Source organism: uncultured Caulobacter sp., from assembly GCF_937900395.1.
In the GTDB taxonomy this organism is placed as follows: domain Bacteria; phylum Pseudomonadota; class Alphaproteobacteria; order Caulobacterales; family Caulobacteraceae; genus Caulobacter.
This window is the reverse complement of the sequence record NZ_CALCDX010000215.1, coordinates 72,410-98,691: the sequence shown is the minus strand read 5'-3', so window position 1 is coordinate 98,691 and position 26,282 is coordinate 72,410. Positions and strand designations below refer to the sequence as shown.

The window sequence follows — 26,282 nt, the reverse complement described above, 5'->3', positions numbered from 1 at the left end:
GCAGGCGCGTCGGATGCTGACCTGCCAGGCCGCTCGCAGATAATCCACGAGCTGGCGGCGCCGGGCAGGTCCTAAAGCTTTCGCTTGATGACGTCCTGCAGCATCTCCTTGTCGAGCGACAGGTCCGCCACGATCCGTTTGAGCCGGGCGTTTTCATCCTCGAGTTGGCGCAGCCGCTTCATCTCCGACGGCATCAGGCCAGCGTATTTCTTGCGCCAGACGTAGAACGTCGCCTCGGAAATTCCCGCCTTGCGGCAGACCTCGCCAACCGTGGCGCCCTCGTCTGCCTGACGCAGGATAAACGCTACCTGCGCCTCACTGAACTTCGACCTCTTCATGGTCGCTCCTCGCTCCGTGGCCCATGCCGCAAAACGAGAAAATTCTAGCTCAAACCGGTCCAGTTTTTCAGGAGCAGGTCATCGTTGCTGCGATACTGCTGCTCGAAGCCCATGTCCTTGGTGCCGCTCAGCGTTTCCGACAGCAGGACCGCGGTGGCGACGGTGGGGTTGTTGTCGAAGGTGACCTTGTCGAACGGACGGTTGAACCAGTTGGTGCTGTCGTTGCGGCGCTCGAACGACTTGTTCTGCGCGTACAGCACATCGCCCGTGATGGTCAGGCTGTCGGTCGGGCGGAACTGCGCCGTCAGCTGGCCGTTGATCCGCTCACGCTCGCCTTGCGAGAAGTGGTAGCGGCTGTCGTTCGGGATGGCCACCAGGGTCGAGCCGCTGGACGGCGCGTTGGTGATCTGGGTCGCGCCGCCGTTGCGGACGAAGCCGTTGGCCGGATTGATGAAATCCGCGTAGGTGCGGATGTTCCAGTCGTTCGACGTGACGCTGCGGCTGGTGAAGTCGCGCTTCTGGTAGGCGCCGAACAGGGCGACGCCGAACTTCTTGTCGTCGTCGGTCCAGTTCAGCAGGCCCGAGACTTCCGGCGTGATCTTGTGGCCGAAGTCATCGACCTTCTTGTCCATGCCTTGGTCGTAGACGCCCTTGACGCCGATGCTGCCGCTCAGGCCGCTCTCGCGAGCGTCCAGCGGGTGGCGGGTCTTGACGTTGATCGTGGCGCCGATGCCGCCCGACGGAATGGCCGCGCGGCCGGTCTTGTAGACCTCCAGCGTGGTCACGCCTTCCGACGCGAGGTTCGAGAAGTCGAACGAACGGCTGGTGCCGCCCGCGGTGTCCGAAGACTGGTCGCCGCCGACCGTGGCGACGTTGGCCGTCGGCATGGTGCGGCCGTTCAGGGTGACCAGGTTGAAGCCGCCGCCGAAGCCGCGGACCGTGACCTGCGAACCTTCGCCGTTGGTGCGGTCGATGGACACGCCGGTGATCCGCTGCAGCGATTCAGCCAGGTTGGTGTCCGGGAACTTGCCGATGTCTTCGGCGGAGATGGCGTCGACCACGCCGCTGTTGGTGCGCTTGATCTCGATCGAACGCTCGAGCGAGGCGCGGATGCCCGTGATGACGATTTCATCGACGGTGGTGTTGGAAGTCTGCTGAGCCAGAACCGGGCTGGCGAACATGGCCGCCGTGATGGCGACACAAGAGGCAGACGCGTTCAAGCGACGAAGCCGCTTCATAGCCGTTCCCCCTAATAATGCCCTCTCTGGGGCGATGTTATTGTTACGATCCGGAAGCATTTCCCGGCCGCTCTTCTCGTTCTAGCAGCCTGATGGACAACCAGGGCACGAGAGACGAGTTAGCGGTAACATCGGTCCATCACTGCCGCAATGGCAAAATGACAGCGCTAGCAATCTTTTTTCAAGCAGTTTTTGGGGCCATTGTTACGACAAATAACGCCACTTTGACGCGTTGTTCGGCGCCGCCGAACAAGCCCATGCCTCGGCGTTCGCCAACAGGATGACTATTTCAGCACGGAAACCGGTTTCCGTGCGTAGAAACGTATTGAGACGAGCGTCGTGTTCGACGCTCGTCTCGCAAGGGCGTAGTAAATTTTCGCGTTGCGGCGTTATGCCAGCGTAAGCTCCAAGCCCGCGCTCCGGAGGCCGTCAGCGCTGATCACCACGCGTCCGCGCCCTGGCTGATTCTGCCGGGTTCGGATGATCGCCTGGGCGAGACCGTTGAACGCTTTGCGCTGGAACGCGACATCCGGCTCATGGCTGGTGGGGTTCCCGTTGCCGACGCCGATCAGGTCGATCGGACCCGAAAGCTCGAAACGGACCAGATCGTCGGCGCGCGGAACGGGGCGGCCCTTGGCGTCCAGGACCTCGACCTTCAGCACCGCGACGTCCTGACCGTCGGCGCTCAGACGGACCCGATCGGCGGTCAGGCGGAGGGCGGCGGCGGGACCCGCGGTCTCACGGCGCTGGCGCAGGACGACCTTGCCGTTCTTGTAGCCGTGGGCCTCCAGCACGCCCGGGGCGTAGAGCACGGACCATTCGACGTGGTGGTTGGCCTTCACCGCCCGCACGCCCTGGCTCTTGCCGTTCAGGAACAGCTCGACCTTGTCACAGTTGCTGTGCGCCCAGACCGCGATCGGCTGGCCCTCGCGGCCTTCCCAGTTCCAGTGCGGCAAGAGGTGCAGCAGCGGCTCGGACCGCCACCAGGCGCGGTAGTAATAGTAGTTGTCCTTCGGGAAGCCGCACGCATCCAAGGCCCCGAAGTGCGAGCTGATGCTGGGCCAGCGATTGAACGGCGTCGGCTCGCCCCGATAATCGAAACCCGTCCAGATGAAGCCGCCCGCCATCCACGGCCGATCGGCCGCGTGGCTCCACCATTTCTCGGCGGTCGTCGCCCACCAGGGGTGGTCGGTGTCGTAGGCCGGAACGTAGGACTTGGCGTCGTCGCGAACGTACTCGCCGCGCGTCGTCACCACGCTGGCGCTCTCGGTGCCGATGATCGGCACGTTGGGGAAGCGGGCGTGGAAGTCGTCCATCTTCTCGTGGCGGTAGTTGAAGCCCTGGACGTCGATGACCGCGCTGATGCCCTCGCCGAAGCCGCTGTCCATGGCCGCCGTCACGAGGCGGGTCGGATCGAGGCGGTTGACCAGGCGCTTCATGGTCGTGGCGACCTTGACGCCGCGCGCGGTGGCCTGCTGCGGCTCCTCGTTGCCGATCGACCAGAGGATCACCGACGGGTGGTTGCGGTCGCGGCGGACCAGGCGCTCCAGCTCGTCCAGCGAGGTCGGGTCGCTGGACATGCGGCGGGTCTCGTCGATGACCAGCATCCCCAGGCGGTCGCAGGCGTCCAGCAGCTCCGGCGTCGGCGGATTGTGCGCGGCGCGATAGGCGTTGCAGCCCATCGATTTCAGCTGCTCCAGCCGCCAGACCTGCAGCGCGTCCGGGATCGCCGCGCCGACGCCGGCGTGGTCCTGGTGGTTGCAGCTGCCCTTCAGCTTCACCGGCTTGTCGTTCAGGAAGAAGCCGTTGGCCGGGTCGAAGCGGATCGAGCGAACGCCAAAGCGCGTGACGAAACGGTCCACGACCGCGCCGCCGACCTTGGTCTCGGTGACCAGGGTGTAGAGGTGCGGGTTCTCGAGCGACCACAGCACAGGATTGGCCAGGGTCACGGTCTGGGACAGGCTCTGGCGCTCCCAGGCCGGCAGGCGGCCCGCGGCGGGCGCGACAGCCAGGACGGGCTTACCGGCGGCGTCCAGCACCGCGTGCGAGACCTCGAAGGCTTGAGCCGCGTCGGACTCGTTGATCAGGTCGGTGTCGATCTGGACGGTCCCGTCGACCTTGGCGCGGACGAAGACGCCCCATTGCGGCACGTGCACCGGCGCGGTCTTGACCAGCCAGACGTGGCGGTAGAGCCCCGCGCCCTCATAGAACCAGCCCTCGCCCAGGCTGGCGTCGACGCGCACGGTGATCAGGTTGTCGCCGCCGACATTGGCGATGTCGGTGATGTCGACACGGAACGGCGAATAGCCGCTGTCCTCGCGCTCGAGGATGTAGCCATTGACCATCACCAGGGCGTCGCGGAAGACGCCATCGAACTCGATCGACAGGCGCTTGCCCGCGTCGCCGGCCGGCAGGGCGAAGGTCTTGCGGTACCAGCCGACGCTGTTCTCGGGGAACTCGCGGCCCAGCGCCTTGTAGCCGTGGGCGGCGCGCAGGTCCTCGTCGTCCGGCTTGCCCGACGGCTTGTAGTCGGGATTGTTGGCGAACGGCAGCTCGACGGCCCAGTCGTGCGGCAGGGTCACCGGCTTCCAGGCGCTGTCGTCGAAGCCCTTCTGCGCCGCGGCGGCCACCCACCAGTTGGGGGCGTCAGCGCCGGCCTTGGCGTAGGTGCGCTGGTTGGCGCCGAAGCCGAAGTCCTTGTTCGGATCCGAGGCGTGGCCCAGGGCGAAACGCCAACCGAAGTCCAGAGAAGAACGCTCGCGCGGACCCAGGTCGATGCTCGCCGCGGGCGCGGCGGCCGCCGCGACGGCGTGGGACGCATTGGCCAGGAGGGCGGCGCCTCCGGCGGCGGCCAGGGCCTGGCGTCGGTTGATCTGGGCCATGGGACAAGCCTCTCGATAAGTCAAAAAAATGGGGAGGAGGCATGCGGCCTCCTCCCCAGCGCAGGGAACGTCGGGGAGGATCGACGCTCTAGAACTTGAAAGTGACGTCCATCAGGTAGCGGCGACCGTAGGAGTCGTAGCGACCGATCCGGTTCGGGTCGTTGTCGCGATACATCCGCAGCGCTTCGTTGGTCAGGTTGTTGACCTGGAAGCGGACGCTGACGGTCTCGTTGATCTTGTAGGACGAGCTGAAGTCGAGGGTCTTCTCGCTTTCCAGCGTCTGCAGGTCCGAACCGTTCCAGCCGTAGATGACCGTCATCGGCGAGTGGTACTTCCAGCCCAGGCGCGCCTCGACCGGACCGTTGGCGTACCACAGGTCGACCGTGGCGGTGTTCTTGGCGAGGCCGGTCATCCGCAGCGGATTGTTGGCCGGCGAGAACTCCTTCAGGTTCGATTCCACATAGGCGTAGTTCGAGTAGATCCCGAACTTGTCGAACGGACCCGGCAGGAAGAAGAACGGCGTCTGGAAGGTCAGCTCGACGCCCTGGATGTGGCCGCTGCCGCCGTTGGCGGGGCTGGCGACCGTGTAGGTCTGGCCGCCGAACGCGACCGGGGTCTGCTTCCAGCCGATGTAGGAGTCGACGTCCTTATAGTAGTAGGACACCGCCACCAGGGCTTCCGGCCGGAAGTAGTATTCGGCCGAGGCGTCGAACTGGGTGGCCTCGAACGGCTTCAGCTTCGGGTTGCCGGCGCTGCCGGTCCACGGCGCCCAGTTGGACAGGCTGCGGCTGGCGCGCAGTTCGTCCAGCGGCGGACGCGCGATGACCTTGGCCAGGCCCAGGCGCACGACCTTGCCGCCGCCGAAGTCCAGCTTGGCGTTCGCCGAGGGCAGGAAGTCGGTGTAGTCGTTGTCGACGTTCGCCGGGATGAAGGCGCTGGCGGTGTCCTGCTGCAGACCTTCGCTGCTGGTCTCGGTGTGGACGACGCGGGCGCCGATGTTGCCGGTGACCCAGGCGCCGGCCGGGCCGTCGGCGGCGAAGTTCAGCTTGCCGTAGCCTTCGTAGACCTTCTCCTGGACGGTCCAGCGCTCGGCCAGCTTTTCGGTCGCCTTGGAGACGTCGAAGGCGTTCGCGCCGTAGGCGATCGCGGCGATCTTGTCGATGTCGCCGGTCAGGATGGCCGGGACGTTCGCGCCGTCGCTCAGCTTGTAGCTGGTCAGCAGGCTGGCCGGGACCGTCGCGCCGGTGGGTGTCGGAGCGAAGCTGAAGTTGCTGTGGCTCTTCATGCGGTCCGAGGCGCGCGCGCCGAACTGGACGCTCTTGAAGACGCCGCCGGAGAAGTCGCGGGTGAAGTCTAGAGCGGCGGCCTTCAGCTCGTCGTTCAGGTGCTCGGGGCCGTCATACGAACCGGCGAGGTCGGCCGTCTGGCTAAGCGTGGTGTTGTCCTGACCCGTGGTGATGGTCGGGGTGACGCCGGCGCGCCAGTCGAAGCTGGTCCAGGTCGGCCAGGCCTCGAAGCGAACGGCCTTCCAGGCATTGGTGCGCTTGGCCTTCGAATAGGACAGGTCGCCCGCGACGGTCCACAGGTCGCCGGTCCATTTGCCGTTCAGGCCGCTGGCGAACAGGTCCTTGTCTTCGCTGTACTTGGCCAGCACCGTCTTGACCGGGCTGAACGGCAGGCGCGAGGCGGCGACCACCGTGTTGTTGATCAGCGTGTAGGACGCGCCCGGAGCGTTGTAGACGTCGTCGTTCCAGCCGACGTTGTTCGTACCGGTGTTCCAGTTGCCCCACTTGCCGTCGCCCCAGACCGTCTGGTCCTGGACCTCGGTGATCTTGATCTTCGAATAGAGGGCGTCGGCCTTCAGCTCGAAGTGATCGGTGGGCTTGTACTGCAGGCCGCCCGAGATCCCCTTGCGCTTCTGATCGATGCGGCTGGCCGACATCTGGGCGCCCCAGGGCGTGGCGTCCAGCTTGCCGTCGCGGTTCAGGTCGCTTGAGTAGTCGCTCGCCCCCACGGGAGGACGCGCGTTGGAGTCGTTGTAGCCCCAGCCCGTGAACGAGCCGTAGCCGTTCTTCTGGCGCTGGGCGGTCGCGCCCAGGACGATGGCGAGGTCGTCATTGATCTTGTGGACGAACGAGCCCGAGCCGCGATAGCCGGTCGTGCCGTAGTTCGGGATATCCTTGCCGCCGTCATAGAACACGGGACCGGCGCGCAGCACGAAGGCCGGACCGCGGTAGTCCAGCGGGGCGATCGTGTTGATGTTGATCGTCGCGGCCACGCCGCCGGCGATCAGGTCGGCCGACTGCGACTTGTAGACCTCGACGCCCGAGACGACCTCCGAGGGGTAGATTTCCCAGCGGACGTTGCGGTCCGGCTCGGTCGAGGCGACTTCGCGGTTGTTGATCGTGCCGAGCACCAGACGGGCGCCCAGGCCGCGGACCACCGCCTGGCTGTCGTTGCCGCGGTCGCGGGTGGCGTTGACGCCTGGCAGGCGGGCGATCGACTCGGCGATGGTCACGTCGGGCAGGACGCCGATGTCCTTGGCCGAGATCGCTTCGACGACCTTGTCGGAGCCCTGCTTCACGGCCAGGGCGTCGCGCAGGCTCTTGCGGACGCCGGTGACCACGACCTCCTCGACCTGGGCGGAGTCCGTCGCCGGAGCGGGAGCGGTTTGAGCGTGCGCGCCGGCGGCCACGAGCATGGCGAAACCGCTGGCGGCGGCGAAGAGCATGGGATGACGAGTCATGGTTTCCCCCCTGGAGGAGCGGCGCCACGCTTCGTTCGGCGGGACTGCCCTCGGGATCAGAACGAGTTTGAGCGGCTAATTATCATATCAATCTGACATGACAACCGGCTTGGTTCCATCAGTCGAGCGGAATGACCGAGGCGCGCTTGCCGACCACCGCGCTCTTGGCCTTAGCGTCCGCCACCGCCGAGACCTCGGTCGCGGTGGCGGCCGTCACCGAGGCGCCCGGCATCAGTCGCGTGCGGTAGACCCACGCGCCGCCCTCCAGCGTCATCGGTCGAGGTCCGACGCCGCCGAGGAAGTCGCCGTCGATGAAGCGCGTCGCCTCCCCGTGGGCCGTCACCTGGAACATCACGTCCACCGGCATGACGTACGGGGTCTTCAGCCAGTCGACGCTTTCCAGCGCCTGGCCCTTGAAGTCGAACAGCGCCGCGTTTTCCCAGTTGGAGCCGACGCCCCAACGGGTCTTGCACTGGGTCGAGAGCCACGCCGGCTCCCAATAGACGACGCCAACGCCGCCATTGGCGAAGACCAGCTGGGTCAGATCGGTCAGGTACTTCTTCTGACCCGCGGGCGTGGCCGGATAGCCGGCGATGAGCGAGTCCTCGCCCAGCAGGTTGGGCGAGCCGTCGGCGCCGTCGTTGGTGAACGGATAGGCGGTCTCGACCACGACGACGTCGGCCGAATAGGTATGGCGCAAGCGATTGATGGTCTGGCCCAGCTCCGCCATCGAGCGCTTGGACCACTTGCTGTAGTAGCTGATCCCGATCAGGTCGAAGTCGGTCACGCCCGCCTTGGCGGCCGCTGCGAACCAGGGCTCGACGTTCTCGGGCTGGGCGATGTGCAGCATGATCCTGGGCTTGGTCGTCGAGGCCGCGCTGGCGTCGCGCACCGCCTTGATGCCCGCGTTGAAAAGCAGGGCGTTGCGCTCCCAGTTGATCGGCTCCTTGGCCTTTTCCAGGCTGGAGACGATCTCGCCATTGGTCTCGTTGCCGACCTGGACCATGTCGGGCGCCAGGCCCTCGCGATCGAGCTCAGCCAGGGTGTCGCGGGTGAAGGCGTACAGCGCCTTGGCCTGGTCGGGCGTCGACAGCTTGGCCCAGGCCTTGGGCGCGATCTGCTTGTCGCCGTCGGCCCAGTCGTCGGAATAGTGGAAGTCCAGCAGCACCTGCATCCCAGCCTTCTTGGCCTTGGCGATGCTGCGCTTGACGTCCTTCAGGTTCGAATAGGGCGTCCAGTCCGGATTGTTCCAGATCCGGATGCGGGCGAGGTTGGCGCCGGACTGCTTGAAGAAGGCGTAGGGCTCGACGGTCCTGCCGCCCGCGCGATAGACCGCGCCGCAGTCCTCCATCTCGTTGGCGTACGAGATGTCGACGCCCAGATAGGTTTTCGGCGCCGCCCAGGCCGAGCCGAACGGCGCGGCGAAGGACAGGGCCAGCGTTGAAACGAGGGCGGCGCGGCGCAGGTTCGAGACAGACATGTTTCCTCCGTCGCGGCCACTCGACGGCCGCACAGCTTAGAATATTATTTATCGTATAATTTGGATGCAAGGCGGATCGTCTTCCGCCTGAGCCATGGCGCGGCCAAGCCGGCCGGGCGCGCGCTATCAAATGAAGAAGGCGGATCGCCGCGATTTGGCCCGCGCGCATGAATTTCCACGCGTTCTCGGCGCCTTCGAGAAACCTTCACCGACCGGCATGGAACGGCGAAGGGAGCGCCCTCGTTTGAGGTGCTCGCCGCCATCCCGCGGCCCATCCCCCTTTCCGGGAGAGGCGATCATGGTCCCGCTACGACCCGCCCGCCCCTCCCCGTCCACGCTCGGAGCAGTACGCATGTTTGGTGGCGATCGCCTTTCGCGCCTGGGTCACTTCAGCCCGCAGTTCCCCGACGCCGAAGCCCTGCACAAGGGTCTGGCGCACTGGAACCACGCCCGCCTCGCGCCGACCGCGCCCGTCGACGACTGGCGCGAAGATCTCGACCGCGAGCGCCTGATGAAGCGCCTGGAGGGCGAATTCATCGAAGCATTTCGCGCCCATGTCGCCTCGCTGGTCGACAAGCTCCCGGAGGATCCGGAAGGCTTCGTCGCCTGGTTCGAGGCGCTGAAGGACCACGGCCCAGGCCAGTGGGACCCGCTGTTCGACTGGCTCGAAGGCGAGGCCTCGCTGGAGGACATCAAGTGGTTCCTGACCCAGGAGGCCGCCGGCGAAGCGGGCTTCGACGATCTCGTGGCCATGACCCAGGTGAAGATCCCCGACCGCGCCAAGCTGGAGCTGGCCCGCAACTACTGGGACGAGATGGGACGCGGCAACGCCCACGGCATGCACGGCCCGATGCTGGAGCGGACCACCGCCACGCTCGGCCTGACGCCGACCATTGACACCACGCTGTGGCAGTCGCTCTGCCTGGCTAACACCATGACGGCCTTCGCCACCACGCGTCGCTACGTGTGGCATTCGATCGGCGCCTTGGGCGTCGTCGAGCTGACCGCCCCGACCCGGGTGTCGTGCGTGGACGCCGGCCTCAAGCGCGTCGGCGTCTCGCCCGAGGCCCGCAAGTACTTCGCCCTACACGCCCAGATCGACATCGAGCACTCCAAGGCCTGGAACGCCGAGGCGCTGATCCCGCTGGTGGCCGAGGACCCGTCGCGCGCCCGCTTCATCGCCGAAGGCGCTGTCATGCGCCTGATCTGCGGCGAGCAGTGTTTCGACACCTACCGCGCGCACCTGTGGGCCCACACCCACCCGCTCGTCTACGCGGCCGAGTGAGCGCGCGTCATGGGTGAGGACAAGCTGCTCCGGTTCGCTATCGCACCGACGACGGGCGGCGTCTGGCTCTGGCGAACGATCGAGCGCGACGGTCGCATCCGCGCCCAGGGCATCGCGCCCAGCAGGAAACTGGCGGCCGCCCTGGTCGTCCAAGACATCATCGCGGCGCGGCTGGACCAGCCGGAGCACCTCGCCGCCCCTCTCCCCGCAAAGGCGGCATGATGCGCGTCACAGAGACCGCTGTTTACAAGGGGCCCCACCTCTACGCCTCGCGGCCGATGGTCCGCATCCAGCTGGACCTGGAGCAGCTGGAGCATTGGCCGACCAATCGGATCGGGGGCTTTACCGACCGACTGCTGGCCGCCCTGCCCGGCCTCGAGGATCACGGCTGCTCCTACCAGACTCATGGCGGCCTGGTGCTGCGGATGCGGGAGGGCACCTGGCTGGGCCATGTGATCGAGCACGTCGCGCTGGAGCTTCAGAAGCTGGCCGGGACGCCGGTGACGCGGGGCAAGACACGGTCCGTCAAAGGGCGGCCGGGCGTCTACAACATCCTCTACGCCTATGACGGAGCCGGTCTGGGCCGGGCCGCCGGTCGCGCGGCGGTCGAGCTGGTTCACAGCCTGTTGCCGCGCGAGCTGCAGGGCGTCGACGGCCTGGAGCGCATCGCCGAGCCGCTGCTTGATCTTGCGCCGCCGCTATTCGACCTGCCCCGAACCCTGGAGCGTCTGAGCGCCATCGCCCGTCGCGAGGCTCTGGGTCCGACCACCCGCTCTCTCGTTCTGGAGGCGCGGCGGCGCGGCATTCCCGTCCAGCGGCTGGACGAGCACAGCCTGATCCAGCTGGGCTGGGGGGCGCGGCGCAAGCTGATCCGCGCCAGCATCACTGGCCAGACCAGCCACATCGCCGTCGAGACCGCCGGCGACAAGGCCCTGACCAAGGCGCTGCTGTCCGAGGTCGGCCTGCCGGTCCCGCGCGGCGCGGTCGTGCGGGCGGTGGAGGACGCGCTCACGCAGGCCAGCCGCATCAACGGGCCGGTGGTGCTAAAGCCGCTCGACGGCAACCACGGCCGAGGCGTCAGCCTTGACCTGCGCACGCCCGAACAGGTTCGCTGGGCCTTCGAGCAGGCGATCCAGCACGGCCGACGCGTGATCGTCGAAGAGCAGTTCGTCGGTCGCGATTACCGGATCCTGGTGGTCGGCGGCCAAGTCGCCGCCGTGGCCGAACGGGTTCCCGCGCGCGTGGTCGGTAACGGCGAGAGCACAGTCAAAGAGCTCATCGAGGCTGTGAACCGCGATCCGCGTCGCGGCGTCGGTCACGAGAAGGTCATGACCCGCATCGCCATCGACGACCAGACGCGCGACATGCTGGCCCGCGCGGGTCTGACCCTGGACGATGTCCCGCTTCCCGGCGCGGTCGTCGTCCTGCGGGCCACGGCCAACCTTTCGACCGGCGGCTCGGCGATCGACCGCACGGACGTGATCCATCCCGACAACGCCAGCATCGCCCGGCGCGCGGCGCTGACCGTGGGCCTGGACGTCGCCGGCATCGACTTCATCGCGCCGGACATCAGCCGGTCGGTCCGCGAGACCGGAGGCGGCATCGTCGAGGTCAACGCCGCCCCCGGCTTCCGTATGCACCTGGAGCCCTCGGAAGGCGCGTCGCGCGACGTCGCCAAGGCCGTGGTCGCCGACCTCTTCCCGCCGGGGACCCGCAGCCGCATCCCGATCGTCGCCGTCACCGGCACCAACGGCAAGACGACCGTGGTCAGGATGGTGGCCCGCATCGCGCGCGAAATGGGCAAGACCGTCGGCCTCACCAACACCAGCGGGGTCTACATCAACGACGAGCGGGTCCTGGCCGCGGACGCCAGCGGCCCCAAGAGCGCCCGCATGGTGCTGCGCGATCCGACGGTCGACGTCGCCGTGCTGGAGACCGCTCGCGGCGGCATGCTGCGCGAGGGCCTCGCCTTCGACCGCTGCGACGTCGGCATCGTGCTGAACGTCACCGCCGACCACCTGGGCCTGAAGGGCGTCGACACCCTGGAGGACCTGGCGGCCGTGAAATCGATCGTGGCCGAGTCCGTCTCGCGGCGCGGCGTCGCGGTGCTGAACGGCGATGACCCGCTGACCCTGCGCATGGCGCGCCACGCCGGCGGCCGCGTCGCCTATTTCACCCTGAGCGGCGGCCCGGAGATGAGCCCCTTCCTGCAGAAGCACGCGGCGCAAGGCGGCCTGCTGGTCGCCCGGGAGCCGTCGATCCACGGCGGCGAGCTGGCGCTCTACGATCGGGGCCGGCGCTGGTCGGTGATCGAGGCGGACGAGATCCCCGCGACCCTGCGCGGCCTCGCCGGCTTCAACATCGCCAACGCCCTGGCGGCGATCGCGGCGGGGCACGGCCTGGGGGCAAGCCCCGAGGTCATGGCGCGGGCCCTGCGGGCCTTCACCTCGTCGCACGCCGAGAACCCCGGACGCTTCAACGTCCACGACGCCCATGGATTCCGGGTGATTGTCGACTACGCCCACAATCCCGGCGCGATGCGAGCGATCGGCGAACTGATCGGCCGCCTGCGCTCGGACGTCGGTCGCGTGATCGGCGTGGTCAGCATTCCGGGCGACCGCCGCGATGAGGACATCCTGGAGATGGGCGCGCTATCGGCCGAGATGTTCGACGAGCTCATCTTCCGCGAACGCCCGGATGGTCGCGGCCGCCCGGCCGGCTCGGTGGTGTCGCTGCTGACCGAGGGCGCCCTGAGCGCCGGCTTCCCCAGCGATCGGGTGCACCGGATCCTAAGCGAAGCCCGCGCCGTGGAGACGGGACTGCGCATGGCCCGGCCGGGCGATCTGGTGATGGTCTTCCCGACCTCGGTGGACGCCGTCTGGAAGCAGGTGGTGGATTTCAAGCCCGCCGCCACCGCATCGATTGAGCCGGGAAAGGACGCCTATGTCTGATCGACGCTGGGCGATCATCGTCCATGGCGGAGCCAAGGACATTCCTCCCGAGCGCTGGCAGATCCACCGCGACGGCTGCCTCGTCGCCCTCGCGGCCGGCCAAGCGATCCTGGAGGCCGGCGGCTCGGCGCTGGACGCCGTCGAGGCGTCGGTGCGCACGCTGGAGGACGATCCGACTTTCAACGCAGGCTATGGCTCGGTGCTGAACGCCAAGGGCGAGGTCGAGTGCGACGCGGCGATCATGGATGGGCGGACCCTGGCCGTCGGCGGAGTGGCGGCCGTGAAGACGCTGCGCCATCCGATCTCGGTCGCCACGGCCATGCTGCCGGAGCGTCCCGTCCTGCTCGTCGGCGAGGGCGCGGAGTGCTTCGCCCGCGAGATCGACGCCGAGCTCTGCGATCCTCGCGATCTGATCGTCGAGCATCCGGAAGCCTACGATCCCGGCTGCGACACCGTCGGCTGCGTGGCGCTCGATATCCACGGCGACATCGTCGCCGGCACCTCGACTGGCGGCTTGAAGGGCGCGCGCGCTGGGCGGGTCGGTGACTCCCCCCTGCCCGGCTGCGGCCTCTATGCCGACAACGCCATCGGCGGCGTTTCGCTGTCCGGCGAGGGCGAAAGCCTGATCCGCGTGACGCTGGCCTCGCGCCTGATGCGCGCGCTGGAAAGCCTGCCGCCCGGCCCGGCGATCGAGACGGCCCTCCCCGCCCTCGCCCGCGTCGGGGGCGAGGCGGGCCTGATCGTCATCGACGCCGAAGGGCGCGTCGACTGGGGGCACAACAGCGCCCAGTTCGCCGTCGCCCACGCCACCTCGCACCGCCCGCCTCAGGCTTTCGTCAGCCGGGCCGAAGACACCGCCAAGGACGCCGAATGACCCTCGCCCACGCCAATGCCGAAGGCCCGTTGATCATCATCGGCGGCCACGAGAACAAGGATGGCGACAAGGTGATCCTGAAGGCCGTGGCCGAGCGCCTCAAGGGCGGGCGGCTCGTCATCGCCACCGTCGCCTCGCACAATCCGGAAGGCTATTTCGAGACCTACCAGAAGGCGTTCGAGCCCCTGGGGATCAAGGAGCTGGTCGAGCTCTATGTGGAGGATCGCGCCGAGGCGCACGATCCGGAAAAGCTGGCCCTGCTGGACGATGCGGCCGGCGTGTTCTTCTCGGGCGGCGACCAGCTGCGGATCAGCAGCCAGATCGGCGACACGCCGATCGAGGCCCGCATTCGCGAGATCTGGCGCGCCGGCGGCGTGCTGGCCGGCACCTCGGCCGGCGCCTCGGTGATGAGCGACACCATGATGGTGCGCGGCGCCAGCAGCGAGAGCCACCGGATCGGCGACCTGCAGATGGCGCCCGGGCTTGGCCTGGTCCGCGACGCGATCATCGACCAGCACTTCGCCGAGCGCGGCCGCATCGGCCGCCTGCTGGGCGCGGTCGCCCAGAGCCCGCGCGTCCTGGGCCTGGGCATCGACGAGGACACCGCCATCATCCTGGAGGGCGACGACTTCGACGTGATCGGCAGCGGCGCGGTCTATGTGGTGGACGCCGAGGGCGTCAGCGCCTCGAACATCGCCGAGGCGCGGGCCGAGCGAGCCTTGTCGATCTTCGACGTCCGCATGCACGTCCTGGCCCACGGCGACGGCTTCAACCTCAGGACCCGGCGGCCGCACGGCCACCCGACGCCGCCGCGAGAGAACTAGGGACGCAGTCTCAGACCGCGTCGCTCTGCAGGCGCAGATAGGTCGGATCGAACAGGGCGAAGTCGGCCAACCGGTCCCAGTCGGGAATGGTCACCTGGACGCCCTTCCACTCGATCAGCCCCTCGCGGCGCAGCTCCATCAGAACCCGGTTCACATGGATGGGCGTCAGGCCCAGCACGTCGCCGAGATCGGTCTGGGTCATCGGGATCTTCAGCTGCCCGTCGCTGGCCAGGCCCGCGGCCTCCAGCCGCCGGTAGAGCTCGCAGACCAGGTGCGCCAGACGGCTGGCGGCGTCCTGCTGGCCCATGGTCACCAGCCACTGGCGATGGATCGCGCCGTCGATCACGGTCTCCAGCCACAGCAGCCGCCCCAGGTGCGGATGCTGCTCGGTCAGGCGGCGCAAGTCGGCATGAGAAGCCGGAGCGATGACGCAGTCGGCCAGGGCCACGACTCCGTGATCCATCTGGCGCATGAGCAGGCTGTGCAGGTCGACGAAGTCGCCGGCGACGTTGATCTCGGTCAGCTGTCGCCCACCCGCCGCCGTCAGGTTGAAGCGCGCGCAGAAGCCGCTGACCAGGAAGGTGCTGTAGCTGGGCCGGTCGCCCGGCGCGATCAGGACACCGCCCGCCTTGACCGCGCGCTCGGGACCTAGAAGGCCGCTGAGCACGTCCCGCTCGACGGCGGACAGCGCGTCGCGCCGCGCCAGCTTGGTCACCAGGGGAGCGATGTTTTGCGATGAGGGCATGGCGGACGCGGCAGCTCCTTTCGAGTTCGACTGGAGCCCGCGACCGATCAAAAGATGGCCGCGGCTAACCTAGGTTAGGGTGGGACTTCGCGGGCGCGCCTAAGGCATGGCGCTCTCGCGGAGATTTTGTATTGCCGAGTTCCACCGCTCCCCGCCTCAACGAACGAGACCGCCATTTCGTTGTCGCCGCTGTCACGCCACGCTCCGGAGCATCGGCATGAACCGGCTGCTGATCGCCAGCCTCGACCGGTTCGGCCCGCTGCGCGACAGCGTGCGGGACGATCTCATGACGTGCTCGCAGGAGGCGGCGCGGTTCGAGCCCGGCCAGGTCATCGTCCCCGCTGGCGCGCGCTCGCGCCTGAGCCTGCTGGCGCGGGGTCTCGCCGTGAAACAACAGGTGCTGTCCGACGGCGGCCGGCAGATCTTCGGCGTCGCCACCCCCGGTGACGTCGTCGACCTGGGCGGTCTCTATGTGGGTCTCGACCATGAAGTCCGCGCCCTGGGCGCCTGCGAGGTGCGGATGACCACCGCGCACGAACTCCGTACGATGTTGCGCGCCCATCCCAACCTCCTGGCGGCGCTGTGCCGCGCGGTGCTGACCGAGGCCCAGCATCAGCGCAACTGGATGGTCGGCCTGGGCCGCCGCACGGCGCTGGCGCGGGCGGCCAATCTGTTCTGCGAGGTCTATTGGCGGCAAACGGCGCTGCGCTTGGCCGGCGACGGCAAGTGCGACTTCCCCGCCGTCCAGGCCGATATCGCCGACGCCCTGGGCCTGTCGGTGGTGCATGTGCATCGCGTGCTCCGCACCCTGCGCGACGACGGCTTGGCGACCCTGCGCAACGGGGTGCTCAAAATCAGTGACTGGGACGCGCTGGCCCGACTTGGCGGCTTTGACCCCGAGCGGCTGCGTCCGCAGCAGGACCCGTCGGACATCGCCTCGAGACCCGCCAGCGCCTGATCCGCGCCCTCGATCAATTGATCGGAAACAGGGCCACGGGAAAGCGCCCTCCGGCGCTGAAAGACGCCTTCATCGCGCATTGCCCACGCGCGCTCGGAACACCGGCTCCGAACCGGTCCTTGATCTGGCGTGAGATGGTCGCCCGGCGACAGTGTGCGTGGTGCGCGGATGAAGACCTACCACTTCGACATCAAGAGCGGCGCGGCCGAGACCCAAGAGGTCCTGATCGCGGACGACGATGCGACCGCCGTTCGCCAGGCGGTTCTTCTGCTTTCCGAAATTCTGCGCGACCACGCGCTGGTGGCCAAGGGCGACATCGAGGTGCGCATCCGCGTCCGCGACAGGGTTGGCCGAACGATCTGGGACGGCGCCTCGTCCCTCCACGCTATGGCCCCGCCATCCCAGTAGCGGCGCCGCCTCGAAAAACTTCACCGGGGACACGCATCCGCTCGGAGCCCTCCACCGTAGCTAGGAGCAAGCGCGCGTTTTGCGCCGAACTCCAGGAGACCGTCGATGAGGCCCTTGCACGGAGAGTTTCCGGCGAATCCTGAAGGCGTTCCCCTGCGAATCGCCGTGATCGGCGCCGGGATTTCGGGCCTCTCCAACGCCTGGCTTCTGAGCCAACGTCACGACGTCACCCTGTTCGAATCCGCCGACCGCCTGGGCGGCCACGCCCACACGGTCGAGGTCCAGACTGCCAAGGGGCCCGTCCCGGTGGACATGGGCTTCATCGTCTACAACGAGTTCAACTATCCGAACCTGACGGCGCTGTTCCGGCATCTGGGCACGCCGACCAAGCACGCCGACATGTCGCTGGCCATCTCGCTGGACGACGGCGACCTGGAGTATGGCAGCAAGAGCCTGGCCTCGCTGTTCGCCCAGCCCAGCGCGCTGCTGCGCCCGCGCTTTTGGTCGATGCTGCGCGACCTGAACCGCTTCTACCGCACCGCGCCCGGACACCTGGCGACGCTCGACCCGGTCGTCTCCCTGAGCCAGTACCTGCGCGACAACGGTTACGGCGCGGCGCTCAGCCAGGACCACCTGCTGCCGATGGCGGCGGCGATCTGGTCGGCGACCATCGAGGGCGCCGGCGAGCACCCCGCCGCGGCCTTCATCCGCTTCTTCGAGAACCACGACCTGCTGCGCTTCGTCGGCCGCCGCACCTGGCGGACGGTGGACGGCGGCAGCCGCGCCTATGTCGACGCCCTGGGCGCGGCCTTCAATGGAAAGGTTCGCCTGTCGGCGCGGATCAAGGCCGTGACGCGCTCCGACGCCGGCGTGAAGATCGTCGAGGCCGATGGGGGCGAGAGCACCTTCGACCACGTGGTGTTCGCCACCCACGCGCCCACCACCCTGTCGCTGCTGGCCGACGCCGACGCGCGCGAGCGTTCGGTGCTGAGCGCGTTCCGCTACACGACCAACGAGGTCGTGCTGCACCAGGACAAGCGCCTGATGCCGCGCCGGCGTCTGGCCTGGGCCAGCTGGAACCACCTGGGCCGGCGCGACGATCCGGCCAGCGGCTGCGTCAGCTACTGGATGAACCACCTGCAGAGCCTGAAGGGCGCGCCGCCGCTGTTCGTGACTCTGAACCCGCATATCGCGCCGCGCGAGGAACTGGTCCGCCAGGTCCGCAGCTTCGAACATCCGCACTTCGACGCCGGCGCCCTGACGGCGCAGAACGATCTTTGGAGCCTGCAGGGCGTGCGTCGGACCTGGTTCTGCGGCGCCTATTTCGGCGCGGGCTTCCACGAGGACGGCTTGCAGTCGGGCCTTGCCGTGGCCGAGCAGCTGGGTGGCGTCCGCCGCCCCTGGACCGTGGCCGACGAGAACGGCCGCATCCCGCTGCGCGCGCCGCAACGGCTGGAACAGGCCGCGTGACGATGAGCGCCTCGGCGATCTACGAGGGGGTCGTGACGCACCGGCGGTTCTCGCCCGCCTCGCATCGCCTGCGCTATCGCATCTTCATGCTGCTGCTGGACCTGGACGAGCTGTCCTGCCTGGCGGCCAGGCTGCGGGTGCTGAAGTTCGGTCCGTTCGGGCTGATGTCGTTCCGCGCCGCCGATCACGGCGACCGCTCGGGCGGCGACCTGAAGGCCTATGCTCGCGCGCGCCTGGCCGAAGCGGGCATCGAAGCCGACGGGCCCGTGCGCCTGCTCTGCATGCCGCGTATCCTGGGCTACGGCTTCAATCCGCTGAGCCTGTACTTCTGCCACCGGGCCGACGGCGAGTTGGCCGCGATCCTCTACGAGGTGCGCAACACCTTCGGCCAGCGCCACAGCTATCTGGCCGCCGCGCCCGAGCCCGGCGTCGCGCCGGTGCGGCAGAGCGCGCCCAAGCGCTTCTTCGTCTCGCCGTTCATGGACATGGACCTGACCTACGACTTCGACATCCTCCCGCCAGGCGAGGCCGTCGTGGTCAACGTCTCGGCCCGTCGCGGCGACGACGCGGTCCTGACCGCGCGATTCGGCGGAGAGCGCCGCGGCCTCACCGACGCCAATCTGCTGAAGGCGTGGCTGAAGCATCCGCTGCTCAGTTTCAAGGTCATCGTGGGCATCCATTGGGAGGCGATCCGGATCGTCGCACGCGGCATCTGGCTGCGCCCCCGCCCGCCCCTGCCGCCCGAGCCCGTCACTCTCGGCGCCGCGCCCCAAAGCTAGAGTCATCCAAACAGAGCCATTCGGCGTATCATGGACATGCATGCGACTCAGGCCGCCCAACCCAGCTCTCGACATCGCGCCGTGACGACCACGTCGCGCGACTTTGACGACTGCGTGCTGCGGATCGCGACCGATCGCGACCGCGAGGCCTTCGCGACGCTGTTCGACCACTACGCGCCGCGCGTGAAGGCGCTGCTGATGCGCAGCGGCTCTCCAGCCGCCGCCGCCGAGGAACTGGCGCAGGAGACCCTGCTTAGCGTCTGGCGGAAGGCGCACCTGTTCAACCCGGAGCGCGCCTCCTCGGCCGCCTGGATCTTCACCATCGCGCGCAACCTGCGCATCGACAGCCTGCGGCGCGGCGACGCCAGCGTCTACGCCGCCGACTTGGCGCTGGCCGCGGACGAACCCGAACAGCCCGATGCAATCCTCAGCGGCGCCCAGGACGCCGAACTGGTCAGGGCCGCGATGCGGACCCTGAATCCGGACCAAGCCCGAGCAATCGAGATGGCCTTCTTCCACGAGCAAACCCACACCCAGATCTCCCAGGCCCTGGGCGTCCCCCTCGGAACCGTCAAGGCGCGGATCCGCTTCGGCATGATGAAACTGCGCGCCTTCATCGAGCGCGACGGCGGAGGCGCCGCATGAGCCTGCGTCGCCAACCCAGCGAAGAACGGCTGCTGGCCTACGCCGCCGGCACCCTCAGCGCGCCCGAGGCCGTGGTCGTCGCCACGCACCTGGCGCTGAAGCCCGAGACGCGTCCCTGGGCCGATCTGGGCCGCGCCGTCGGCGGGGCCCTGCTCGAGGACGCCGAACCGATCGCGCTTGGCGCCGGCGCCCGTGATGCGGCGCTGGCTCTGCTAGACGCGCCGGTCGAGATCGAGACACCGGTTTCGCCGAAATCCGCTGACCCGTCCCTGCCCGCGCCCCTGCGCGACCTGCCGCTGGGCCCCTGGCGCTGGGTCGGCCCTGGCGTGCATGTGCGCAATGTGATCGGACCGCGCGATGGCGACTGCCGCGTGATCCTGCTGCGGATCGCGCCGGGCCAATGCGCGCCGCGTCACACCCATGGCGGCGTCGAGCTGACCTGCGTGATCAGCGGCGCCTACGCCACCGAGGACGGCGTCTTCGCCGAGGGCGACTTCGAGGAAGCCGATCCGAAGGTGACGCACCAGCCCCGCGTGGTCTCGCCCGAGCCTTGCCTGTGCGTCGCGGCGCTGGACGGCCAGATCGTGCTGCCCGGGCGCCTGGGTCGGTGGCTGGCGCCGTTCGTCAAGCTCTAGGACGCGCTGTTTAGCGGGGCGACGCCTCGATCACCCGCACGCCCTCGACCTCGCACTTCGCCGCCAGCTCTGGGCTGTCCAGCCGGTCGGTGACGAAGACGTGGACGTCGCCGATGTGACCGATCCGCACCGGCGCGGGACGCCCCAGCTTCTGGCTGTCGGCGACCAGGATCACGCGACGCGAGCTCTGGATGATGGTCTGCGAGACCTGGACCTCGTTGATGTCGAAGTCGAGCAGCGACCCATCCTCGTCCATGGCCGACGCGCCGATGATTGCGAAATCGACCTTGAAGTTGCGGATGAAGTCGACCGCGAAGGCGCCCACAGAGGCGCGATCCGCGCTGCGCACGCGCCCGCCGACGACGATGACTTCGATCCCCGGCGAGGCCGCCAGGATATCGACGACGTTGAGGTTGTTGGTGATCACCAGCAGGCCCGCGCGCCCTTGAAGCGCCTTGGCGACCTCTTCGGTCGTCGTGCCGATGTTGATGAACAGCGAAGCCTTCTCGGGGATCAGCGCCGCCGCGGCCGCGCCGATCGCCTCCTTGGCCTCGCGCGCCAGCACGCGCCGCGCCTCGTATTCCAGGTTGTCGACTCCCCCCGCCCCGATGACGGCGCCGCCGTGCACGCGGTTCAGCAGGCCCTGGTCGCACAGGTCGTTGAGATCCTTGCGGATGGTCTGGCGCGAGACCTGAAGCTGGTCGGACAGAGCCTCGACCGTTACCCGCCCGCTCTTCCGAGCGAGGGCGAGAATCGCCTCGTGCCGCTCCTCGATAGCCATCAACGCACCTCCAATCCTCGCTTAGCGCGTGGACGTCGTCCTTGACCAGCACGCCTTTCGGAACTTTCGCTTTCTCGCGCGCTTCTTCACATTAGGTTTCGTTTTGAATTTCGAAATTGCGACTTCGAAAGCAATACGCTAACCACACGAAAGGCATAAGGAGCCAGAGATGGAGTTCGACCTTCTGGTGGTCGGCGGGGGCGTCAACGGCGCGGGCATAGCCCGGGACGCGGCGGGACGCGGGCTGTCGGTGCTGCTGGTCGAACAGAACGATCTGGCCAGCGCGACGTCTTCGGCCAGCACCAAGCTGGTGCACGGCGGCCTGCGCTATCTCGAATATTATGAGTTCAAGCTGGTCCGCGAGGCGCTCGAGGAGCGCGAGACGCTGCTGGCGATGGCGCCGCATATCATCTGGCCGCTGCGTTTCGTGCTGCCGCACGCCCACGCCACCCGTCCCGCCTGGCTGGTGCGGCTGGGCCTGTTCCTCTACGACCACCTCGGCGGCCGCAAGCGGCTGCCGGGCTCGCGCGGCCTGAACCTGAAAGGCGCGCCCGAAGGGGCGTCGCTGCGACCGGACTATCGCAAGGCCTTCGTCTATTCCGATTGCTGGGTCGATGACGCCCGGCTGGTGACCCTGAACGCGCTGGACGCCTACGAGCGCGGCGCGACGGTCGAGACCCGCACCAAGCTGGTCTCCGCCCGCAGGGTGGGCGCGGCCTGGGAAGCGCGGCTGAAGCCCGTCGACGGCCCCGAGCGCACGGTCCGCGCCCGCGCGATCGTCAACGCCGCCGGCCCGTGGGTTTCGGAGGTTCTGACCGGCGCCTTGGACGTGAAGACCGGAAGCGGCGCGCGCCTGATCAAGGGCAGCCACATCGTCGTGCCGCGCCTGTTCGAGGGCGACCAGGCCTACATGCTGCAGAACCCGGACCGCCGGATCGTCTTCGCCATCCCCTACGAGGACCGGTTCACGCTGATCGGCACGACGGATGTCGCGTGGGACGCGCCGCCCGGGCCGGCCAAGATCTCGGCCGAGGAGGTCGATTATCTCTGCGCGAGCATCAACCGCTACTTCGCCCGCCCGATCGCGCCCAGCGACGTGGTCTGGAGCTATGCGGGCGTGCGCCCGCTGTTCGACGACCACGCCGACAACGCCTCGGCGGTGACCCGCGACTATGTCCTGGAGGTCGATGCGTCGAACGGCGAGGCGCCGGTGCTGTCGGTGTTCGGCGGCAAGATCACCACCTATCGCCACCTGGCGGATCAGGCGATGAGCCGCCTGGCGTCGTTTTTCCCCAAGGCGGGTCCGTCCTGGACGCAAGGCGCCGTCCTACCGGGGGGCGACCTGCCCGATCTCGACCGCGCCGCCCTGGCCCGGGCGCTCCGCGCCGAGTTCCCGTTTCTTCCGGAAGACCTGGCCGCACGCTGGGCGCGATCCTACGGGACGCGGGCCCGTGCGATCGCCGCCGACGCCAGGAGCCTCGCCGATCTCGGCGAGGCCTTCGGCGCGGGACTTTATGCCGCAGAGATCGACTATCTCGTCTCGATAGAGTGGGCCCGCACCGCCGAGGACATCCTCTATCGACGCACCAAGCTGGGCCTGCACCTGCCACCCGATGGCGCCGCGCGCGTGGAGGCCTACCTCCGCAAGCGCCGCCCGGGGAGCTGTTTGACCACTTCTCAAGATTGGCTTGACCAGACGGAAATAACGGTTTAGCCAGTCCACAACAAAATAAAAATCAACAACTTAGGGAGGGTATTATGCGTAAGCTGATCCTGCTTGCGAGCGCGGCGTCGTGCGTCCTGGCCGCGCCGAGCCTCGCGGCGGCGCAAGACAAGAACGAGACCACGGGCCTTGAGGAAATCGTCGTCACGGCGACCAAGCGTTCGGCCAACCTGCAGAGCGTGCCGGTGGCGGTCACCGCCCTGACGGGCGAGACGATTCAGAACCAGCGCATCAACGAGTTCGCCGACCTGACCCGCGCGGCCGCCTCGTTGACCTTGAGCCAAAGCACCGCCTCGCCGAACAACGCCATCATCCTGCGCGGCATCGGCACTTACGCCTTCTCGATCGGCGTCGAGCCCTCGGTGGCCGTCATCATCGACGACGTGCCGGTCGTCCAGCAGGCCCAGGCTTTCGACAACCTGACCGACGTCGAGCGCATCGAAGTGCTGCGCGGCCCGCAGGGCACGCTGTTTGGCAAGAACGCCAGCGCCGGCGCGATCAATATCGTCACCCAGGAGCCGTCGGTCGTCTTCAGCGGCCGGGCCTCGGCCACGGTGACCACCGACAACGGCTACAAGGCCGACGGCGCGATCTCGGGCCCGATCAGCGACAAGACCGGCTTCCGCCTGGGCGCCTACTACAATCACTGGGACGGCAACGTCGACAACCTGGCCAACGGCCACAAGCTGAACGACAACACCTCGTACGGCGTGCGCGGCAAGCTGCGGACCGAGCTGACCGACAAGCTGGTGCTGTCGCTAAACGGCTCCTACGCCAAGTCCAAGTCGGACGGCACGGCCGCCACCCTGCGCTTCATTGACCTGAACTACCTGCCGGCCGGCGCGACCACACCGGTCATTCCGAAGTACAACGGCGTCTCGATCCTGCCCGCCCTGGCCGGCATCACGCCCGGCGCGGCCAACCGCAAGACTCGCGTCGACAACGACGGCTTCACCGAGAACAAGCAGGCCAGCTTCAGCGGCAAGCTGACCTATGACCTGGGCTTCGCGAACCTGATCTCGGTCACCTCGTACCAGGACTGGAAGTATAACTTCTCGGCCGACGTCGACGGCACCAACCTGGCGGTCAACGGGACCGCGCCGAACGTGACCACCCCGATCGCGCCGGGTCTCGGGGTGAGCAATTCCGGCCCCTATCACTCGACCTCGTTCACCCAGGAAGTGCGCCTGACGTCCAAGGGCGAAGGCCCGCTGTCCTACGTGGTCGGCGCCTTCTACGCCGACGCCAAGACTACCCGCGACTTCCAGCGCGGCCCGGCCCTGATCCTGGCCAAGTGGACCGGCTGGCAGAGCACCCGCAGCGTCGCGGCCTTCGCCGGTGTGGACTACAAGTTCCCGACCAACACCACCGTCAGCGGCGCGGTGCGCCTCAACAACGAGCGGATCGAGGACAGCTTCGTCAACCTGCTCTCCAACGCGACGGTCTATGTCTCGCCGACCAGCATCGGCACCTGCGGCGCGGGCAGCCAGTTCTGCGCCGGCAGCAACGAGGACACGGTCGCCACCTGGAAGCTGTCGCTGAACCAGGAGCTCGCGCCGCGCGTCTCGGTCTACGCCAGCGCGGCCACCGGCTATAAGGGTTTCGCCTACGACATCTCGTCCGGCTACACCCCGCTTCGCACCCAGAACCCGGTGCAGCCCGAGAAGTCGAAGTCCTACGAGGCGGGCCTGAAAAGCCGCTTCCTGGACAACCGTCTCCAGCTGAACGTCGCGGCCTTCTACACCGACTACGACAACTTCCAGGCCCAGTCGTCGCAGTACATCAACGGCGCCCTGCAGCAGAAGCTGAACAACGTCGGCAAGCTGCGCACCAAGGGCCTCGAGGTCGAAGCCCAGGCCATGCCGGTCGAGTGGCTGCGCCTGGACGCCTCGGCCGCCTATACCGACGCCAAGGTGATCTCGTTCCCGAACGCGGCCTGCTATCCCGGCCAGGCCCAGACGGGGACGGGCTGCGCGCCCTCGACCAATCCGGTCGGCCTGGGCAACGTCCAGGACCGCTCGAACACCCAGCTGCCCAACAGCCCGAAGTTCAAGGTCAATCTGGGCGGCACGGTCACGCGTGAGCTGGCCAGCGATCTGACGGGCGTCTTCACGGTCAACTACCAGTACCAGAGCAAGGTCAATTTCGACCTGCTGGGCAACCCGCTGGCCGAGCAGAAGGCCTATGGCGTGCTCAACGCCTCGGCCTCGGTCGCGCGCGGCGACGTCAAGGCGACCCTGTTCGTCAACAACCTGCTGAACGAGCACTTCGTCACCGGCATCGGCGACGGCTTCGGCTCGTACGGCGTCCACTTCGTGACCCAGGTGCTGTCGCGCGACAGCGACCGCTACTTCGGGCTCAAGGTGGAAACCAAGTTCTAGGCCGTCCTCCCCGGACGAACCTCTGCGATGGGGAGCGGGCTTGGCCTGCTCCCCTTTTTTCTCCGCGCTTCAGGAGCCCCGTATGCATAACGCCCTCTCCCGCCGCCTGTTTGGCCTGATGGCCGGCGCGTCGGTCTGTCTCGCGGCCCTGGGCGCCCACGCCGCGCCGGGCGACTGGGTCAACGGCGTCTTGCCAATCGCGCCCCCGAAGGAGCCGCCGGCCTTCGCCCTGACCGTCGCGACGCCGCTGGCGAACCCGGCGCGCGAAGCCTGGGCCCGACAGGATCCCAAGCAGCGCCTCGTCTACAACGTCTCCAAGCCGACGCTGACCCTGATGCCGGGCGGCCCGACCGCAGACAAGGATGCTCCGGCGGTGATCCTGGTCCCCGGCGGCGGCTTCCAGTTCCTGGCGATGGACAACGAGGGCTACGACGTCGCCAAGCGCCTGGCGCCGCTGGGCGTGCGGGTCTTCATCCTGAAGTATCGGACCATCCCCCTCCCCGACAGCTTCGACGGCTTCAAGGCCGCGCTGGCCGGAACCTTCCAGCGCGGCGAAGGCGCCGAGGCGCGCGATCGGCAGGCGCCCTACGCCGTCGCCGACGCCCAGGCGGCGATCCGCGCGGTCCGCGAACACGCGGGCGAATGGCATGTCGATCCGAAACGCGTCGGCGTGCTCGGCTTCTCGGCCGGGGCGATGACGGTGCTGGGCGCGCTGCAGGCCAACGCGTCCGACGCGCGCCCGGACTTCGCGGGCATGATCTATGGCCCGACACAGTCCAGCGTCGTTCCGTCCAACGCACCGCCGCTGTTCGCTGCCCTGGCGGCCGACGACCGCTTCTTCCGGTCGCAGGACTTCAGCCTGATCCAGAACTGGCGCGCCTCGGGCGCGTCGGTGGAGCTGCACCTCTACAGCGCCGGCGGCCACGGCTTCGCCTCGCAGCCCCACGGCACGACCAGCGACGCCTGGTTCGACCAGTACGCGCTGTGGCTGAAGGCGATGAAGTTCGCGCCGTAAGGCTACTTTTTCAGTGTCATCCCGGAAGCCTCGCAGAGGCTATCCGGGACCCAGGGGCCGCCGCACTGCGGTTACCCCTGGGTCCCGGCTCTCCGCTTCGCTACGGCCGGGATGACACGCGGTG

At 68.0% G+C, this 26,282-nt stretch carries 19 protein-coding genes and 3 pseudogenes; 14 read left to right on the top strand and 8 right to left on the bottom strand.

Annotated features, from left to right (window positions below; all coding sequences use genetic code 11):
• The 5 genes and pseudogenes from Q0379_RS18975 to Q0379_RS18955 form a co-directional block, all read right to left on the bottom strand.
• Nucleotides 1-338: pseudogene (locus tag Q0379_RS18975) on the bottom strand (transposase); the annotation flags it as partial.
• A gap of 77 nt (nucleotides 339-415) precedes the next feature.
• Nucleotides 416-1,636 (bottom strand): annotated as a pseudogene (locus Q0379_RS18970) (TonB-dependent receptor plug domain-containing protein); the annotation flags it as partial.
• Nucleotides 1,637-1,965: 329 nt separating this feature from the next.
• On the bottom strand, nucleotides 1,966-4,458 hold the full coding sequence (gene galA / locus Q0379_RS18965) for a beta-galactosidase GalA (RefSeq protein ID WP_299015264.1): 2,493 nt from the start codon (nucleotides 4,456-4,458) through the stop codon (nucleotides 1,966-1,968).
• Nucleotides 4,459-4,546: 88 nt separating this feature from the next.
• Entirely contained in the window at nucleotides 4,547-7,204 is a 2,658-nt protein-coding gene (locus Q0379_RS18960; RefSeq protein WP_299015261.1) for a TonB-dependent receptor, read from the bottom strand.
• A 118-nt stretch (nucleotides 7,205-7,322) separates the two neighbouring features.
• Nucleotides 7,323-8,684, bottom strand: a complete 1,362-nt coding sequence (locus tag Q0379_RS18955; protein WP_299015258.1) for an arabinogalactan endo-1,4-beta-galactosidase — start codon at nucleotides 8,682-8,684, stop codon at nucleotides 7,323-7,325.
• A gap of 352 nt (nucleotides 8,685-9,036) precedes the next feature.
• On the opposite strand from Q0379_RS18955, the gene Q0379_RS18950 reads away from it, so the two are divergent.
• From Q0379_RS18950 to Q0379_RS18930, 5 genes are read left to right on the top strand one after another with little or no spacing between them, the layout of a single operon-like run.
• A complete protein-coding gene (locus Q0379_RS18950; protein ID WP_299015255.1) occupies nucleotides 9,037-9,969 on the top strand; it encodes an iron-containing redox enzyme family protein in 933 nt (310 codons plus the stop codon).
• 9 nt (nucleotides 9,970-9,978) lie between these two features.
• Nucleotides 9,979-10,191, top strand: coding sequence for a hypothetical protein (locus Q0379_RS18945; RefSeq protein WP_299015252.1), 213 nt, complete (start codon nucleotides 9,979-9,981; stop codon nucleotides 10,189-10,191).
• A complete protein-coding gene (gene cphA / locus Q0379_RS18940; protein WP_299015249.1) occupies nucleotides 10,188-12,920 on the top strand; it encodes a cyanophycin synthetase in 2,733 nt (910 codons plus the stop codon). The genes Q0379_RS18945 and cphA overlap by 4 nt, the downstream gene beginning before the upstream one ends.
• Nucleotides 12,913-13,794, top strand: coding sequence for an isoaspartyl peptidase/L-asparaginase family protein (locus tag Q0379_RS18935; RefSeq protein ID WP_299015246.1), 882 nt, complete (start codon nucleotides 12,913-12,915; stop codon nucleotides 13,792-13,794). The genes cphA and Q0379_RS18935 overlap by 8 nt, the downstream gene beginning before the upstream one ends.
• Entirely contained in the window at nucleotides 13,791-14,618 is an 828-nt protein-coding gene (locus Q0379_RS18930) for a cyanophycinase (protein ID WP_299015243.1), read from the top strand. Before Q0379_RS18935 ends, Q0379_RS18930 begins: the two co-directional genes overlap by 4 nt.
• Before the next feature lie 10 nt (nucleotides 14,619-14,628).
• Here the strand turns inward: Q0379_RS18930 and Q0379_RS18925 are convergent, their stop codons facing one another.
• Nucleotides 14,629-15,363, bottom strand: a complete 735-nt coding sequence (locus tag Q0379_RS18925; protein ID WP_299015240.1) for a Crp/Fnr family transcriptional regulator — start codon at nucleotides 15,361-15,363, stop codon at nucleotides 14,629-14,631.
• A gap of 217 nt (nucleotides 15,364-15,580) precedes the next feature.
• Here Q0379_RS18925 and Q0379_RS18920 point away from each other — a divergent pair, with 217 nt between their 5' ends.
• The 6 genes from Q0379_RS18920 to Q0379_RS18895 all read left to right on the top strand — a co-directional run bounded on the left by Q0379_RS18920 (nucleotide 15,581) and on the right by Q0379_RS18895 (nucleotide 20,258).
• On the top strand, nucleotides 15,581-16,321 hold the full coding sequence (locus tag Q0379_RS18920) for a Crp/Fnr family transcriptional regulator (RefSeq protein ID WP_299015237.1): 741 nt from the start codon (nucleotides 15,581-15,583) through the stop codon (nucleotides 16,319-16,321).
• Nucleotides 16,322-16,489: 168 nt separating this feature from the next.
• Nucleotides 16,490-16,729: a hypothetical protein gene (locus tag Q0379_RS18915; protein WP_299015234.1), complete on the top strand. Its 240-nt coding sequence runs from the start codon at nucleotides 16,490-16,492 to the stop codon at nucleotides 16,727-16,729.
• A gap of 105 nt (nucleotides 16,730-16,834) precedes the next feature.
• On the top strand, nucleotides 16,835-18,199 hold the full coding sequence (locus tag Q0379_RS18910; RefSeq protein ID WP_299015231.1) for an FAD-dependent oxidoreductase: 1,365 nt from the start codon (nucleotides 16,835-16,837) through the stop codon (nucleotides 18,197-18,199).
• A 2-nt stretch (nucleotides 18,200-18,201) separates the two neighbouring features.
• Nucleotides 18,202-18,978, top strand: a complete 777-nt coding sequence (locus tag Q0379_RS18905) for a DUF1365 family protein (protein WP_299015272.1) — start codon at nucleotides 18,202-18,204, stop codon at nucleotides 18,976-18,978.
• Between the two features lie 81 nt (nucleotides 18,979-19,059).
• On the top strand, nucleotides 19,060-19,623 hold the full coding sequence (locus Q0379_RS18900) for a sigma-70 family RNA polymerase sigma factor (RefSeq protein WP_299015228.1): 564 nt from the start codon (nucleotides 19,060-19,062) through the stop codon (nucleotides 19,621-19,623).
• Nucleotides 19,620-20,258 (top strand): ChrR family anti-sigma-E factor, encoded by a 639-nt coding sequence (locus Q0379_RS18895; protein WP_299015225.1) that lies wholly within the window; start codon nucleotides 19,620-19,622, stop codon nucleotides 20,256-20,258. Before Q0379_RS18900 ends, Q0379_RS18895 begins: the two co-directional genes overlap by 4 nt.
• A 10-nt stretch (nucleotides 20,259-20,268) precedes the next feature.
• On the opposite strand, the gene Q0379_RS18890 is transcribed toward Q0379_RS18895, so the two are convergent.
• On the bottom strand, nucleotides 20,269-21,039 hold the full coding sequence (locus Q0379_RS18890; RefSeq protein ID WP_299015222.1) for a DeoR/GlpR family DNA-binding transcription regulator: 771 nt from the start codon (nucleotides 21,037-21,039) through the stop codon (nucleotides 20,269-20,271).
• 169 nt (nucleotides 21,040-21,208) lie between these two features.
• Between Q0379_RS18890 and Q0379_RS18885 the strand changes: the two genes are divergently transcribed.
• The 3 genes from Q0379_RS18885 to Q0379_RS18875 all read left to right on the top strand — a co-directional run bounded on the left by Q0379_RS18885 (nucleotide 21,209) and on the right by Q0379_RS18875 (nucleotide 26,158).
• Nucleotides 21,209-22,753: a glycerol-3-phosphate dehydrogenase gene (locus Q0379_RS18885; protein WP_299015219.1), complete on the top strand. Its 1,545-nt coding sequence runs from the start codon at nucleotides 21,209-21,211 to the stop codon at nucleotides 22,751-22,753.
• Nucleotides 22,754-22,797: 44 nt separating this feature from the next.
• The gene (locus Q0379_RS18880) at nucleotides 22,798-25,143 is read left to right on the top strand and encodes a TonB-dependent receptor (RefSeq protein ID WP_299015216.1); all 2,346 of its coding nucleotides are present in this window, start codon (nucleotides 22,798-22,800) and stop codon (nucleotides 25,141-25,143) included.
• An 82-nt stretch (nucleotides 25,144-25,225) separates the two neighbouring features.
• Complete coding sequence (locus Q0379_RS18875; protein ID WP_299015211.1) at nucleotides 25,226-26,158, top strand: alpha/beta hydrolase; 933 nt, start codon at nucleotides 25,226-25,228, stop codon at nucleotides 26,156-26,158.
• 42 nt (nucleotides 26,159-26,200) lie between these two features.
• Here Q0379_RS18875 and Q0379_RS18870 read toward each other — a convergent pair.
• A pseudogene (locus Q0379_RS18870) lies at nucleotides 26,201-26,281 on the bottom strand (hypothetical protein); the annotation flags it as partial.
• Nucleotide 26,282: the final 1 nt, after the last annotated feature.